Raw genomic sequence first — 15,520 nt, 5'->3', positions numbered from 1 at the left:
AATTAAATTATAAAAAACAAAAAAGCGAGTTGTTAGTTAATATTCTTTACACTACTTTTAGTCTATGACAGAGGAAGACATAGAAAAAGAAAATGCTGCCATTACCAAAGCCTACAAAGAGTTATTGAGCGTTAGCTATACCACACTAACGGATGATGATAAAAAATTAATACGAAAGGCTTTTGAGATTGCAGTTGACGGACATAAAAACCAACGCAGAAAATCTGGTGAAGCTTATATATTTCATCCAATTGCTGTTGCAAAAATTGTTGCCCAAGAAATTGGTTTGGACGCAACATCCATTGCTGCTGCCTTACTTCATGATGTTGTAGAAGATAGTCCAGATTATGACATAGAAGATATTGAAAGTCTTTTTGGGGAAACCGTTGCTAAAATTGTTAGTGGACTTACCAAAATTTCGTCGTTAAGCAAAGAGCAAGATATGGATGTGTCGCTACAAGCTGAAAACTTCCGAAAAATGCTTCTTACCATGAATGATGATGTACGCGTCATCATCATCAAAATTGCAGATAGACTCCACAATATGCAAACCATGGACTCGATGCGAGAGGACAAACAAATCAAAATCGCATCAGAAACCATGTATATTTATGCCCCTTTAGCACATAGAATCGGGCTTTACAACATAAAAACAGAACTCGAAGATTTGGGTTTAAAATATTTAGAACCAGATACTTATAATGACATCCTTTTCAAAACAAAAGAAAGTAAGGAAGAACAAGACCTATATATCAAAGAGTTTAGTGATGTCATAAAAAAATCATTGGATAAAGAAAAATTAGAATACACCATAAAAGGCCGTCCAAAATCCATTTTTTCCATAAGACGAAAAATGATCAAACAAGGGGTTTCTTTTGATGAAGTATATGACAAATTTGCTATTAGAATCATTTATAAGAGTGATGAAACTACCGAAAAATTCTTGGCATGGAAAATATATTCCATAGTAACCGATCATTTTAGACCAAATCCTGTGCGCCTTCGCGATTGGATTTCTTCACCAAAATCTACAGGTTATGAAGCCTTGCACATTACGGTTATGGGGCCTAAAGGACGATGGGTTGAAGTACAGATACGTAGTGAGCGCATGAATGAAATTGCTGAAAAAGGCTATGCAGCACATTATAAGTACAAACAAGATACCGAAAAAGAAGATAATCTCGAAAGCTGGATTAATAGACTTCAAGAAGCCCTCGAAAATCCAGAGACGAATGCGGTAGACTTTGTGGAACAATTTAAACTCAATTTATATTCCAAAGAAATATTTGTTTTTACGCCAAAGGGCGAATTAAAATCGTTGCCAAAAGGTGCTACACCACTGGATTTTGCTTTTAATATCCATACAGAAGTTGGCATGAAAACCCGTGGTGCCAAAGTAAATGGCAAGTTAGTACCGCTTAGCCATGTATTGGAAAGTGGCGATCAAGTGGATATATTAACTTCAGATAATGCCAAACCAAATGCCAATTGGTTAGATTATGCCACTACGGCCAGAGCTAGAGCAAAAATAAAATCAGCTTTAAAAGAAGACAGAAAAATCATTGGCGAAGAAGGCAAAGAGGTTTTAAGAAGAAAGTTACGACAGCTTAAAATAACGTTAAATGAGAATAGTATCAACGAAATGGTTCGATACTTTAAACTTAAAACAAGTTTAGATCTTTTTTATCGTGTAGGGATTGGTTCTATTGACAATGTGATGCTTAAAGAGTTTGCCTCATCCAGAAGCAATGCTTTAATGAGCTTTTTAAAAAATAAGATTACACGCAAAACAAACATCCCCAAAGAAGAATTAGAGAAAGATGACGTCACGGTCAATTACGATTCATTGGTTTTTGGAAAAGAAGATGAAAAACTTGATTACAAATTATCAACTTGCTGTAACCCAATTCCAGGCGATGAGGTTTTTGCGTTTGTAACAGTTAGTGAAGGTATTAAAGTGCATAAAAAAAATTGCCCGAATGCCTTAAGTTTACAATCTAACTATGCTTATAGAATTATGCCTGCAAAATGGGTAGACTCTAACCGTCAAGAATTTTCAGCATATATTATGATTTCTGGAATAGACCATATGGGATTGGTAAATGAAGTGACCAAAATCATTTCAGAGAATATGCATGTAAACATGAAAAGTCTTAGCTTTGAAACAAATGATGGCCTCTTTTCTGGAAAAATAAACCTTATTGTAAATAACAATACCATTTTGAAAAAGGTTGTAGAAATGCTTAAAAAAATTAATGGCATCGATAAGGTCTATAGAGTGTAAAAAAGTGTAAATTTGCATTTGCAATTATGAGTTTACCAACAGACACAAAAAATCAAGACATCGTTAAGAGTGTTTTTACAAGCTTTTTAGAGAATAAAGGGCATCGTAAAACACCTGAACGCTATGCTATTTTACAAGAAATTTATAACAGCGAAGAGCATTTCGATATAGAATCCCTATATCTAAATATGAAAAACAAAAAGTATCGCGTGTCTCGTGCTACTCTATACAATACCATAGAATTACTTCTAGAATGTGGTTTGGTTAGGAAACATCAATTCGGCCAAAATCAGGCACATTACGAAAAATCATATTTTGATAGGCAACACGATCATGTCATTCTAACGGACACCGGTGAAGTTATCGAATTTTGCGATCCAAGAATTCAATCAATAAAAAAAACAATAGAAGAGGTTTTCGATATCGAGATCAATACACACTCGCTTTATTTTTACGGAACCAGAAAATCTCCTGAAAGCAATCAGGATAAATAATCTTTAAATATATATTTTACAATGGCGGTAGATTTACTACTAGGATTACAATGGGGAGACGAAGGCAAAGGAAAGATTGTTGACGTACTGACATCCAAATACAACATCATTGCTCGTTTTCAAGGTGGCCCAAATGCAGGACACACCTTAGTTTTCAATGGAAAAAAACATGTTTTACACACCATTCCATCAGGTATTTTTCATGATGATGCTATGAATTTAGTGGGAAATGGCGTGGTAATAGATCCTGTTATTTTTAAGGGTGAATTAAAAAAACTTGAAGAGCAAAACATAGACTATAGAAAATCCCTGCTAATTTCCCGTAAAGCACATATTATATTACCAACACACCGCTTACTTGACGCTGCCAGTGAAGCCTCCAAAGGAAAAGCTAAAATTGGCTCAACCCTAAAAGGTATTGGTCCTACTTATATGGATAAAACCGGTAGAAATGGTATTCGTGTAGGCGATTTGGAATTAAGCGATTGGAAAGAACGTTATAGAACGTTGGCCGATAAGCATGAATCGATGATAGCTTTTTATGATGCAAAGATTGAATATGATTTAGAAGAATTAGAAATAGAATTTTTTAAAGCCATTGATATTTTAAAATCTTTAAAATTTATTGATTCGGAAGAATATATTCATCAAGCACAAAAAGCTGGTAAAACCATATTGGCTGAGGGCGCCCAAGGCTCATTATTGGACATTGATTTTGGAACGTATCCATACGTAACATCAAGCAATACCACAGCTGCAGGCGCTTGCACAGGACTAGGTGTAGCACCAAACCAAATCGGTGAGGTATTCGGTATCTTTAAAGCATACACCACTCGTGTGGGTTCTGGTCCTTTCCCAACAGAATTATTTGATGAAGATGGTGCCACTATGGGTCGTGTAGGTCAAGAATTTGGAGCAACAACAGGTCGTCCAAGACGTTGCGGTTGGCTGGACTTAGTCGCTTTAAAATATGCCTGCCAAGTGAATGGGGTTACCCAATTAATGATGATGAAAGGCGATGTGCTTTCTGGCTTTAAAACCTTAAAAGTATGTACAGCTTACAAATACAAAGGCGAGATAATTCATCATTTCCCTTATAATATTGAGCCCGAGAATGTAGAACCTATTTACACGGAAGTTAGTGGATGGCAAGAAGATTTAACAGCCATGTCTGAAGATTCACAACTTCCAAAAGCATTAAATGATTATATAGAATTTTTAGAAAAAGAATTGGAAGTTCCAATCACCATTGTTTCTGTTGGACCTGACAGAAAACAAACTATTTTTAGGTAGACCTATTCAATTTTATAATTCAAACGCTTCAAATTATTTTGAAGCGTTTTTCTTTTCATTATACTTAAACATCATATTAATCGTTATTTTTGCGACAAATAATTTCAGTTTGAAAGTAATAAAGCCTTTTTATATTCTTGTAGTCTTTTTTTTAGCAGCTTCCATATATGGATATGCCCAAGAAAAAAAACAAATCGAAATTCTGTATTCAGGAAGGATTAACTGGAATGAGGCTAAATATCCTGGAGCAAAAATTTTGACTAGAGATGATTCCCAACAGGTTCATATCCTTCATGAAAATATTAATCTGTGGTGTGACAGAGCTATACAATATAGTAACGAAAATTTTATTGAGGCTTATGGTAATGTGAGAATGGTACAAGGTGACACCATCACCATGACATCAAAATACATAGAATATAGCGGGTTAACACAATTAGCATTTGCCAGTGGCGATGTTACATTGAAAGACCCAAGTTCTACCATTACAACAGACACCTTGTATTTCGACCGCTTAAAACAAGAAGCGTTTTACAGAAATGGTGGAACGGTTGTAAAAGATACTTCTGGAACCATTACCAGTAAAATAGGTAGATACTACATGAACCTTAAAAAATATAAGTTCGTGCAAGATGTCGTATTAGTAAATAAGGACGCGACGATTAACTCTAATTATTTCGATTTTTATTCAGATACTGGTCAGGCTTATCTTTTTGGGCCTTCAACCATCGTCACCGAAGAAAGCAAAACCTATTGTGAAAAAGGCTTTTATGATACCAAAACCAAAATTGGTTATGCCATGAAGAATGCTAAAATTGATTATGATAATCGAGAAATTAAAGGCGATAGTTTGTATTTTGATAATAACATCAGTTTTGCTTCGGCAACCAACAATATTAAAGTAACAGATACTTTAAATAACAGCATTGTAAAAGGCCATTATGCCGAGGTTTTTAAGGCAAAAGATTCTGTATTCATAACAAAACGCGCCTACGCTATTACGGTTCAAGAAAATGATTCTATTTATATACACGGTGATACATTGATGGTAACTGGCAAACCAGAAAAGCGTATTACAAGGGTTTTCAGGAATGTAAAACTTTATAAATCGGATATGAGCGGAAAAGCAGATTCCATTCATATGAATCAAGAAACAGGACTTACCCAGCTTATAAATATATCTAAAGGCGCACAAAATGAAGCATTTTCAGTAAAGCTAAAGCCCATTCTTTGGAATATAGAAAACCAAATGACTGGTGACACTATTCATTTAATATCCGATACTAAAGCAGAGAAATTAGATTCCCTCATTGTCTTTAATAATGCTTTTATTATAAGTAAAGACTCTATTGGTACGGGCTATAATCAAATTAATGGACAGAAACTTATAGGCTTGTTTGATGATAATAATGAGTTGTATAATATTGATATTATTAAAAACGCCCAGTCTATTTATTATTTAAGGAATGATGATGAAGAATTGATTGGGATCAAAAAAGTAAAATCAGGTTCTATCAACATAAAGATTTCTAATAAGGAAATAGATGAAGTAATTGAACTCAATAATCCCGACGGCAAAGTATATCCTGAATCTCAATTCCCAGATAACGAAAAATTTTTAAAGGGTTTTGATTGGCGCGATGAAGAACGTCCCAGAAGTGTTGAAGATTTATTTAAGGACGACCCGCCCCTAGTGTTACCTGTTATTAAAGGCCTAGATGACTATGTTCCGCAAGAAGACTTTTTTGATGAAGAAATGCTAGAACGTATTGAACAAGCCGATGCCGCAAGTAAAAAAACAGATAAGGGCCAAGACCCAAAAGCATCTAGAAATTTACCGCAAAGCGTAAAAGACAAAGAAGAAAACCAACTCATTACCCCGGCAAACGATTCAGTTGGCGGTCAGAAATAATGAAATCAGATTTTTTTAAATACCAAGCTCAAACAACGACTCACCCATTGGCAATGGAAATTTCCCATGCCAATGGTTCTTACATATACGACACCAATAATAAAGCCTATTTAGATTTTGTAGCTGGCGTATCGGCTACACCTTTGGGGCACAATCATCCTAAAGTCATTAATGCCATTAAAGAACAAGCAGACAAGTATTTGCACGTCATGGTTTATGGTGAGTACATTCAAAAACCAGCCGTAGAACTCACAAAATTGCTTGCTAAACACCTGCCCTATCCTTTAGAAAAAACCTATTTAACTAATTCTGGTACGGAAGCTATTGAAGGCGCTTTAAAACTTGCAAAACGAGCTACTGGCAGAAGTGAAATAATTTCGGCACACAATGCCTACCATGGTAATACTATGGGTTCATTAAGTGTTATGGGATATGAGGAGCGCAAACAAGCATTTAGACCCTTATTACCAGATGTGAGGTTTATAAGTTTTAATAACGAAGATGATTTAAACCATATCACCACAAAAACGGCTTGTATCATATTAGAAACCATTCAAGGAAGTGCTGGCTTTGTGGAATCCATCAATGGATATTTAGAGAAGGTCAGACAGCGTTGCAGCGAAGTTGGAGCACTCCTGATTTTAGATGAAATTCAACCTGGCATTGGTAGAACAGGAAAATTGTTTGGTTTTGAACATTACAATTGCATTCCAGATATTTTAGTAACCGGCAAAGGCTTGGGTGGCGGCATGCCCATTGGCGCCTTTACAGCATCTGCTAAATTAATGGATTTGCTTTCAGAAAACCCTAAATTAGGCCATATCACTACATTTGGTGGCCATCCACTTATTGCGGCTTCTGCATTGGCTACTTTAAAAGAAATTACGGAAAGTGATTTGATGCCACTGGCTTTAGAAAAAGAACAACTGATTCGAAAACTTTTGGTACATCCGCTTATTTTAGAAATTAGAGGAAAAGGATTGATGTTGGCTTTAATAACACCTTCGGCGGACATCACAAATACCATCATTCTTAAATGTCAAGACCTTGGTTTGATATTGTTTTGGTTGCTTTTTGAACCCAAGGCCGTACGAATTACGCCGCCTTTAACCATATCAAATGAGGAAATAATCAAAGGATGTAACATCATTCTGGATGTTTTAAACACTATTCAACATTAAAAGACTTCATTCAACTTTCTGAATATCAAAAGAAAACATATTATAAACATAGTGTTCATTACTTTGTTAAAAACATTTACTTATTTTTTATAAAAAATTCGATTCAAGCCTTAAATTTATTGATGAAGAACACTTACAAATGTGCTTATGGAGTTTAGTCATGATGACAACAACAATTTGCCGCTAACCAAGTTTGAATCGATGTTGAAAACAAACCATGTTTTGTTCTTCGATTCCGAAGAATTTGAAAACATCATTCACCACTATCTCAACGAAGGAAAAATAGCGCTAGCTAAAAAAGCCATAAAATTAGGCTTAGAACAACATCCCGCATCAATAAATTTAAAACTATTCAAAGTTGAAATCTATGTGTTTGAAGATAAGCTCATTCAAGCAGATGAGCTATTAAACGAACTTTATATCTTAGAACCCAATAACGAAGAAATCTATATTCAAAAAGCAAATATCTTTTCAAAGAAAGACGATCATTTACAAGCCATAGATGTGCTTAAAAAGGCACTAGAGCTTACAGATGATGTTGTAGATGTTTATTCACTTATTGGTATGGAATATTTATTTTTAGATGAATATGAAGATGCCAAAGTGTATTTCATGAAGTGTTTGGAAGAGGATTTTGAAGATTACTCAGCACTGTATAATGTGGTATATTGTTTTGACTTTTTGAACCAAACAGAAGAATGTATTGAATACCTCAATATGTTTTTAGATAAAAACCCTTATTGTGAAGTCGCTTGGCACCAGTTGGGGAAACAATATTTTGAGCTTAAAAAATATAAAAAAGCATTAGCTTCTTATGATTTCGCAATCATTTCTGATGATATGTTTGTTGGAGCCTATATTGAAAGGGGTAAAGTTTTAGAGAAATTAAAACGTTTTGAAGATGCCATTGAAAGCTATTCCATAACACTCAAATTAGATGACCCTACCCCCTATGCCTTACTTCGTATAGGAACATGTTACGAAAAATTGAATAATACCGACATGGCCATTCAGTTTTACGAAAAAACCTTGCACCAAGACCCTTCTCTGGATAAAGGGTGGATTGCCATTACCAGATTTTACATCAAAAAAAGAAACTATCAACGTGCACTATATTTCATTAATAAAGCCATTAATATTGATGCAGAGCACGTTATATATTGGAAATTATATTCCCAAATAAACCAACGCTTAGGCTTTTACGAAGAGGCAGAACGTGGTTACAAAAAGACTTTGGAATTGGGTAATTACGAATTGAATACTTGGCTCTCACGTGGTGATCTTTTAATAAAACTTGGCGAACCCCAAGCGGCTATTTATAATTTTGAACAGGCAGTTGACTTTTATCCTGAAAATGCCGAAATAGAATACCGTTTAGCAGGATTGTACTTTACTTTGAATGAGTCCGACAAAGGTGCTTTTCATCTAAAAAACGGTTTGAGATACAATGAAGATTATACCTTTATTTTAGACGAACTCTTTCCTGAAATTATAAACAAAGTACAAGTTAAAGATTTACTAAAAGCAAATCAATAATAAAACGTTAACCTAAATTGTATACCTTTGGTTTTAGCTTTAAAATCAATATATGCAAAGACGTTTTTCAGACTATCTGATCATTACTCTTAAAGGATTGGCAATGGGTGCGGCAGATGCCATACCAGGCATTTCCGGTGGAACCATCGCTTTTATTTCTGGAATTTATGAAGAGTTAATCTCCACGATTAGCAATATAAAACCCTCTCTTTTTAAAACACTTTTTAAAAAAGGCATAGCTGCTTTTTGGAAAGAAGCTAATGGTAATTTTGTCCTTGCTCTTCTGTCTGGTATTGTTATTAGCTACATATCATTCATGAAACTTGCTAAATATCTTTTAGAATATCATCCCATTCTTATTTGGTCATTCTTTTTCGGGCTCATTGTAGCTAGTATTTATTTCGTTGGGAAACAAATCACTAAATGGGATTTGCCCACCATTATAGCTTTAATAATTGGTGCTGGTATCGCTTTTTATATTAGCATACTTCCAGTCATGGCTGCCAATGACAGTTTATTATTCTTGTTTTTTGCCGGAGCCATAGCTATTTGCGCCATGATCTTACCTGGAATTTCAGGTTCTTTTATATTGATTATTCTAGGAGCTTATAAAACAATAAGTGATGCCATTCATGATATTGATATTAAGAAACTTTTAATATTTATTGCTGGAGCTGTTGTGGGATTACTAAGTTTTAGCCATGCTTTAAAATGGCTGTTTAAAAACTACCACAATATAACTTTGGCACTTCTTACGGGGTTTATCTTCGGATCACTAAACAAAGTTTGGCCATGGAAGGAAACAATAACGTGGTATACAAACTCTAAAGGGATTAATGAACCATTACTTCAAGAAAGCGTTTCTCCTTTTTCTTTTGATGGCGATAGTCAGTTACTAGTAGCTACTATTTTAATGATTATTGGATTTTTAAGTATTTTTATTTTAGAAAAAATAGGCTCGAAAAAACAGTAATGGAAAGTACCAGAACACTTAAGGACAAAATGTTTCTTATCCTAAAAGGGATTGGAATGGGCGCAGCCAATAAAGTTCCTGGTATTTCTGGTGGTGTAGTGGCGTTTGTTGCTGGTTTTTACGAAGAATTTATATACTCGCTTAAAAAAGTAAATGGTAAAGCATTTAAATTATTGATTAACGGACGTTTTAAAAGTTTTTATAATTACATAAATGGTCGTTTTATAGTGCTTTTGTTTTCTGGAATGATTATCAGTTACTTTAGTGTCTCATTAGTTTTGGATTATTTAATTAAACATTACGAACTATATGTTTGGAGTGTTTTCTTCGGAATGATTATAGGTTCTATATACTACATTAATAAAGATTTTAGGGATTGGAATTTTAAAACATATACATCCTTAGCCATTGGCATTACATTAGGAATAGGAATTAGTTTTTTAAATCCTGCAAAAGAAAATGACAACTTATGGTTTGTGTTTTTTTGTGGTATTATTAGTGTTTCTGGGATGACACTACCAGGTTTTTCTGGATCATTTATACTCATTCTATTAGGGAATTATGTATTACTTTTAGTTGATTCGGTAAACGCTTTGTTTGATACATTCTATGACGTTTTAGGAGGTAACCTAAACTTTGTAAACAACCCTGAACGCATTAGAATGCTGAAAGTATTAGCTGTTTTTACCTTAGGTTCTATAACGGGTTTAGTCACTTTTTCCCATATATTAAGCTATATTTTAAAGCATTATAAAAATATCACACTTTCATCTATCATCGGATTTATAGTAGGCTCTTTAGGTGTTGTTTGGCCATGGAAAGAAACCATATATAAACTAACCAATGACGGCGCTTTTATATACGATTCTAGAGGAGAAAAAGTAGTAGAAAATTTTAAACGTTTTATTCCAGAAATAAACTTAGAAACTTTTTACGCTATTTTATTTATATGTCTTGGCATCGCTATTGTTCTAGCGCTCGAAATATATGCACAAAAAACCAGAAAAACACATGCATAAATTAGGTCTTTTAGGAAAAAACATCTCTTATTCGTTCTCAAGAAACTATTTTAAACTAAAGTTTGAAAAAGAAGGAATTTCAGATGTTATCTATGACAATTTTGATATTGAAGATATTTCAGTATTCCCTTCCATAATAAAAAACACCAATGGATTAAAAGGTTTAAATGTCACCATTCCATACAAGCAAGCCGTCATGCCTTTTTTAGACAAAATCGATAAAAAAGCAAAAGCCATTGGAGCCGTTAATACCATTAAAATTAAAAAAAATGGTAAACTCGTGGGCTATAATACTGACTGCTATGGTTTTAAAAAATCCATTAAGCATTTACTTAAACCGCACCATAGAAAAGCATTGATTCTTGGTACTGGTGGCGCCAGTAAAGCGATTGCCTATGTGCTTAATGAGCTAAAAATAGAATATAACTTTGTATCTAGAACCACATCAAAAGATGTCCATCTTACTTATGACAACCTCAATGAAACCATCATAAAGGAGTTCGATATTATTATAAACTGCACACCATTGGGTACATTTCCTAACGTTGAAAATTGTCCAAATATTCCATATGAAGGTATTACTGAAAAGCATATTATGTATGATTTAATATACAATCCTTTGGAAACAAAATTCCTGAAACTTGGAAAAGAACATAATGCAATAACCATAAATGGTTTAAAAATGTTGGAATTACAAGCTGAAAAATCATGGTCTATTTGGAATTTATAGCAAGAATGTCTTTCAGTACATAAAAGAAAAGTCCGTCTCCTTTTTGTAAATACTGCACTTGTTAGTATCTTTAAACACAAAACATATTCATTTGAACCTAAACATTTATTAAAATGTCAGAGATAGATAACCTGCAAAATGCAGACGGACCGAAAAAAAATAGACAAATAATTCATTCTAATAATGATGATGACGCTATAAAAACTGAAGAGGTATCTTCAAATTTACAAAATATTGAAACCTCGCCTGCAGAGGATACACCTAATGAAAGCAAGGAATCAGATGGGCATGATGAACTTTTGAATGAGATAGATGATTCTAATGCTGAAGATTCAGAAGACGAAGGAAATAAAGACAGACATACCATAGAATTTAAGGAATACGACAAAATGTCGTTAGAAGCGCTGGCCACTGAACTTGAAAGATTAGTAAAAAGCGAAAAAGTTCAAGCAATAAAAAAGCAAGTTGACACCATTAAAATTGAATTCAACTCACGGTTTAACGATTTATTGGAAGAAAAAAAGGCAGACTTTATAAGTGATGGAGGCAATGAAATAGATTTTTATTACACATCTCCATTCCAAAAACAGTTTACAAATGCTTATAAAGAATATAGAAATAAATTACATGAACACCGTAAAAATCTAGATCTAAACCTTAAACAAAATTTAGCAAATAAACTTGAAATTATAGAAGAAATAAAAGGTTTAATTAATGTAGAAGAAAACATTAATACAACTTATAAACATTTTAAAGAACTTCAAGAACGATGGAGAAATACTGGTCCTATTCCTAGAGATAAATACAACAATGCTTGGAATAGTTACCACCATCATGTTGAAATGTTTTATGATTTTCTACATTTAAATAGGGATTTACGTGATTTAGACTTCAAACATAATTTAGAACAGAAAGTAAAAATTATTGAACGTGCAGAAGAATTGGCACAAGACACCGATGTTATGCGGGCTTTTAGAGAACTTCAAGAGCTCCATAAAATGTGGAAGGAAGAATTAGGACCTGTAGACAGAGAACACCGAGAAGCCATTTGGGAACGTTTTAAATCCGCTACAAAAATCATTAATGATAAACGTCAGGCATATTATCAAGAAATTGATAAAAGTTACGAGAAAAATCTGGATATAAAACTGGATATTATTAATAAAATCAATGAGATAAATAATCAAGAAACCAAATCGCATGGTGCCTGGCAAAATAAAATTAAGGCTATTGAAACTTTAAGGAACGATTTTTTTAATGCTGGTAAAGTACCAATAAAAGTTAATGAATCTACTTGGGCTAAATTCAAAGCGGCTGTTAGAACGTTTAACAGACAAAAAAATACCTTCTATAAAGGGCTAAAAAAAGACCAATTCACCAACCTTCAGAAAAAATTAGAGCTTATAAAAATAGCTGAAGACAATAAGGATAGTGATGATATTGAAGTGACCACGGCTTTAATGAAAAAAATCCAAAATGATTGGAAAAAAGTTGGCCATGTTCCCAGAAAAGACAGCGATAAAATTTGGAATGAATTTAAGGCGGCCTGTAATCATTTTTTTGATAGACTTCACGCCAACAAAAATGCTGAAAACAAAGAAAGTCTAGATGCCTTCAATAAAAAACAAGAATTATTAGAGGTTTTAAAATCTTTAAAACTTACTAAGGATAAAGAAAAAGATCTAGAAACCATTAAAGAGTATACAAACCAATGGAACGCTATTGGTAAAGTGCCAAACGACAAACGATACGTTGAAGGTAAATATTCTAAAATATTGGATGAGCTGTTTTCTAACTTAAAAATGGATAAGGACGAGTTGGAAATGATTCGATTTGAAAATAAATTGGAAGACTTAAATAACTCTGATAATAACAAAAATCTTGATAACGAACGTTCATTCATCAGTAAGAAAATTGATGATATTAAAGGTCAAATCAATCAATTGGAAAATAATTTGCAGTTTTTCACTAATGTTGATGATACCAATCCAGTAGTTAAAGAAGTTCTTAAAAATATTGAAAACCATAAAGACGAATTAAAACTTTGGAAGAAAAAGTTAAGCAAAATAAAAGAACTATATTAAATAAAAAAACCTCCAAAATTGGAGGTTTTTTTATGATTTTATTCTTCTTCATCGGTTTCGGATTTTGGCTTTTCAACAACTTCTGAAAAATCCAATAAATCGTGTTGTTGCAATAAATTATACCATTGTATAATCTTCTTTATATCACTAACATACACCCTATCTTCATCATATTCTGGTAATATATTAAAGAAATATTCTTCAAGTTTATCATTGCTGTCTTTAGCAGTAACTGTGGTTGGTTGCCCGTTTTCTTTTTCTTTTATGGTATTAAGAACCTTTTTTAAAGGCACTTCTTCCGTTAAGGTATAAATAGCTATTTCACTTAAAACGCTCACATTTTGCCTAACGTTTACGGTTATTTTCTTTTTATCCAATAGTGATTCTGCTACAAATCCACCACGGGTTTGTGCTAATAATTTATATAAACCTGGTTTTCCAGTAATTGATAATATTTTTTCTAAGCTCATAAATTGGTTTTAAAGGGTGGCAAATATCATTTCTTTATAGTTGTTTTACAAATATTATCGCTTCTTTTTTGCATTGGGAAATCGCATTCTGTAATCAACGTCAATCTCACCTTTTGATATTTTATTAAGTTTTCCTTTAATCAATCGTTTTTTTAAACCAGATAATTTATCGGTAAACAACACACCTTCAATATGATCGTATTCATGTTGGATAACCCTAGCTATCAATCCGTCAAATACTTCTGTATGCTTTTTGAAATTTTCATCAAAATATTCAACTGTAATTATAGGTTTTCTTAAAACATCTTCCCTAACATCGGGAATGCTTAAACACCCTTCATTAAACGCCCATTCCTGCCCTTCTTCATTCAATATTTTAGCATTGATAAAAACACGTTTAAATACTTTTAATTTCATTTGCTCTTCTTCACTTAAATCTTCATCAGAAAAAGGTGCCGTATCAACCAAAAACAAACGAATAGGAAGTCCGATTTGCGGAGCAGCCAAGCCAACACCAAAAGCATTATACATGGTTTCAAACATGTTTATTAAAAGTGCATCGAGATTCGGATAATCTTTAGAGATATCTTCAGCTTTCTTTTTTAAAACCGGGTCGCCATAGGCTACAATTGGTAATATCATCGTTTTATTTGAATTATTGGGAGCAAAAATACAATTCTTACTTTTCAATTGAAATTTTTGCGTTTGAAAATGTCTTCTTAACGGAAATTATTTTGAATATAAATAGCTTTGTAAAATAAGTGTCGCGCTAATTTCATCAATAAGTGCCTTATTTTTTCTTTGATTTTTTTTCAATCCACTATCAATCATGGTTTGAAATGCCATTTTTGAAGTAAACCGCTCATCAACACGTTTCACAAGGATGTTGGGGAATTCCTGTACTAACCGATTTATAAAAGGAATTATCAATACTTCACTTTCAGAAGCTGTATTATCCATTTGCTTTGGCTCTCCTACCAAAAATAATTCTACGTTTTCTTTTGCGGTATAATCTTTTAAAAAAACAAATATATCTTGTGTAGCAACGGTAGTTAAACCAGAAGCGATAATCTGCAATTCATCTGTTACAGCTATTCCGGTTCTTTTTAAACCATAATCAATTGCTAAAATTCTAGGCATATAAATGTTTTTGCAAAAATATACAATAAATAAAAAAAGGCTGTCTTTTTGGACAACCTTTCTTAACACTTAGCCTTATTATTAATATTTTTAGATATTAAGCTTTTACAGTTTTATTTATTTTAGGAAATAACAAATCAATATTTTCAACGTTTCTTAAACGGTTTAAGTAAATTTTAATGTCGCTGTTACGAGCTATAGTAGCCTCAGTGGTAACATCTTCTTTAATTGTTGATACTGTTTCAGTAGCAGTAACATTTAAAGTAACGTCTTCATTATTTTGAGAAACCATTACAGTAGATTCAATTTTTTTAACTTCAGCATTTTCTTGTGCACTTGCGAAAGAGAAAGTAAGTAATAAAATTAATAAGATGTAATTTGTTTTCATTTTGATTTGGGTTATA

At 33.0% G+C, this 15,520-nt stretch carries 14 protein-coding genes; 10 read left to right on the top strand and 4 right to left on the bottom strand.

Features of this window, described 5'->3' with window-relative positions; all coding sequences use genetic code 11:
• Positions 1-64 precede the first annotated feature (64 nt).
• From CDH50_RS12200 to CDH50_RS12155, 10 genes are all read left to right on the top strand, one after another.
• Complete coding sequence (locus CDH50_RS12200; RefSeq protein WP_100612555.1) at positions 65-2,284, top strand: RelA/SpoT family protein; 2,220 nt, start codon at positions 65-67, stop codon at positions 2,282-2,284.
• 26 nt (positions 2,285-2,310) lie between these two features.
• Complete coding sequence (locus CDH50_RS12195) at positions 2,311-2,778, top strand: Fur family transcriptional regulator (RefSeq protein WP_100612554.1); 468 nt, start codon at positions 2,311-2,313, stop codon at positions 2,776-2,778.
• A gap of 21 nt (positions 2,779-2,799) precedes the next feature.
• Entirely contained in the window at positions 2,800-4,071 is a 1,272-nt protein-coding gene (locus CDH50_RS12190) for an adenylosuccinate synthase (protein ID WP_100612553.1), read from the top strand.
• 109 nt (positions 4,072-4,180) lie between these two features.
• A complete protein-coding gene (locus CDH50_RS12185; protein ID WP_232732010.1) occupies positions 4,181-5,983 on the top strand; it encodes an OstA-like protein in 1,803 nt (600 codons plus the stop codon).
• Complete coding sequence (locus CDH50_RS12180) at positions 5,983-7,164, top strand: aspartate aminotransferase family protein (protein WP_100612552.1); 1,182 nt, start codon at positions 5,983-5,985, stop codon at positions 7,162-7,164. Before CDH50_RS12185 ends, CDH50_RS12180 begins: the two co-directional genes overlap by 1 nt.
• A gap of 147 nt (positions 7,165-7,311) precedes the next feature.
• The gene (locus CDH50_RS12175) at positions 7,312-8,700 is read left to right on the top strand and encodes a tetratricopeptide repeat protein (protein WP_100612551.1); all 1,389 of its coding nucleotides are present in this window, start codon (positions 7,312-7,314) and stop codon (positions 8,698-8,700) included.
• A 52-nt stretch (positions 8,701-8,752) separates the two neighbouring features.
• Positions 8,753-9,673, top strand: a complete 921-nt coding sequence (locus CDH50_RS12170; protein WP_100612550.1) for a DUF368 domain-containing protein — start codon at positions 8,753-8,755, stop codon at positions 9,671-9,673.
• Positions 9,673-10,692 carry a DUF368 domain-containing protein gene (locus CDH50_RS12165; RefSeq protein ID WP_100612549.1) on the top strand — a complete coding sequence of 340 codons (1,020 nt, stop codon included), beginning with the start codon at positions 9,673-9,675 and terminating at the stop codon, positions 10,690-10,692. The genes CDH50_RS12170 and CDH50_RS12165 overlap by 1 nt, the downstream gene beginning before the upstream one ends.
• On the top strand, positions 10,661-11,422 hold the full coding sequence (locus CDH50_RS12160) for a shikimate dehydrogenase family protein (protein WP_232732009.1): 762 nt from the start codon (positions 10,661-10,663) through the stop codon (positions 11,420-11,422). Before CDH50_RS12165 ends, CDH50_RS12160 begins: the two co-directional genes overlap by 32 nt.
• Positions 11,423-11,535: 113 nt before the next feature.
• Positions 11,536-13,506, top strand: a complete 1,971-nt coding sequence (locus tag CDH50_RS12155) for a DUF349 domain-containing protein (protein ID WP_100612548.1) — start codon at positions 11,536-11,538, stop codon at positions 13,504-13,506.
• A gap of 38 nt (positions 13,507-13,544) precedes the next feature.
• Here CDH50_RS12155 and CDH50_RS12150 read toward each other — a convergent pair whose 3' ends face one another.
• The 4 genes from CDH50_RS12150 to CDH50_RS12135 all read right to left on the bottom strand — a co-directional run bounded on the left by CDH50_RS12150 (position 13,545) and on the right by CDH50_RS12135 (position 15,504).
• Entirely contained in the window at positions 13,545-13,976 is a 432-nt protein-coding gene (locus CDH50_RS12150; RefSeq protein WP_100612547.1) for a DUF5606 family protein, read from the bottom strand.
• A 54-nt stretch (positions 13,977-14,030) separates the two neighbouring features.
• Positions 14,031-14,618 (bottom strand): peptide deformylase, encoded by a 588-nt coding sequence (gene def / locus CDH50_RS12145; RefSeq protein ID WP_100612546.1) that lies wholly within the window; start codon positions 14,616-14,618, stop codon positions 14,031-14,033.
• Positions 14,619-14,705: 87 nt separating this feature from the next.
• Positions 14,706-15,116 (bottom strand): Holliday junction resolvase RuvX, encoded by a 411-nt coding sequence (gene ruvX, locus CDH50_RS12140; protein ID WP_100612545.1) that lies wholly within the window; start codon positions 15,114-15,116, stop codon positions 14,706-14,708.
• A gap of 97 nt (positions 15,117-15,213) precedes the next feature.
• Positions 15,214-15,504, bottom strand: a complete 291-nt coding sequence (locus CDH50_RS12135) for a hypothetical protein (RefSeq protein ID WP_100612544.1) — start codon at positions 15,502-15,504, stop codon at positions 15,214-15,216.
• Between the last annotated feature and the right edge of the window lie 16 nt (positions 15,505-15,520).

It is taken from the genome of Confluentibacter lentus (assembly GCF_002806995.1).
GTDB lineage: Bacteria > Bacteroidota > Bacteroidia > Flavobacteriales > Flavobacteriaceae > Confluentibacter > Confluentibacter lentus.
Note: the sequence above shows the minus strand (reverse complement) of the source record. Positions and strands in the feature narration are given on the sequence as shown.

Coding starts and splice junctions, on each gene's coding strand:
- CDH50_RS12135 (WP_100612544.1), bottom strand. CDS start 15,504: ATGAAAACAAATTACATCTTATTAATTTTATTACTTACTTTCTCTTTC.
- CDH50_RS12195 (WP_100612554.1), top strand. CDS start 2,311: ATGAGTTTACCAACAGACACAAAAAATCAAGACATCGTTAAGAGTGTT.
- CDH50_RS12165 (WP_100612549.1), top strand. CDS start 9,673: ATGGAAAGTACCAGAACACTTAAGGACAAAATGTTTCTTATCCTAAAA.
- def (WP_100612546.1), bottom strand. CDS start 14,618: ATGATATTACCAATTGTAGCCTATGGCGACCCGGTTTTAAAAAAGAAA.
- CDH50_RS12180 (WP_100612552.1), top strand. CDS start 5,983: ATGAAATCAGATTTTTTTAAATACCAAGCTCAAACAACGACTCACCCA.
- CDH50_RS12160 (WP_232732009.1), top strand. CDS start 10,661: ATGCACAAAAAACCAGAAAAACACATGCATAAATTAGGTCTTTTAGGA.
- CDH50_RS12200 (WP_100612555.1), top strand. CDS start 65: ATGACAGAGGAAGACATAGAAAAAGAAAATGCTGCCATTACCAAAGCC.
- CDH50_RS12150 (WP_100612547.1), bottom strand. CDS start 13,976: ATGAGCTTAGAAAAAATATTATCAATTACTGGAAAACCAGGTTTATAT.
- CDH50_RS12175 (WP_100612551.1), top strand. CDS start 7,312: ATGGAGTTTAGTCATGATGACAACAACAATTTGCCGCTAACCAAGTTT.
- ruvX (WP_100612545.1), bottom strand. CDS start 15,116: ATGCCTAGAATTTTAGCAATTGATTATGGTTTAAAAAGAACCGGAATA.
- CDH50_RS12170 (WP_100612550.1), top strand. CDS start 8,753: ATGCAAAGACGTTTTTCAGACTATCTGATCATTACTCTTAAAGGATTG.
- CDH50_RS12155 (WP_100612548.1), top strand. CDS start 11,536: ATGTCAGAGATAGATAACCTGCAAAATGCAGACGGACCGAAAAAAAAT.
- CDH50_RS12190 (WP_100612553.1), top strand. CDS start 2,800: ATGGCGGTAGATTTACTACTAGGATTACAATGGGGAGACGAAGGCAAA.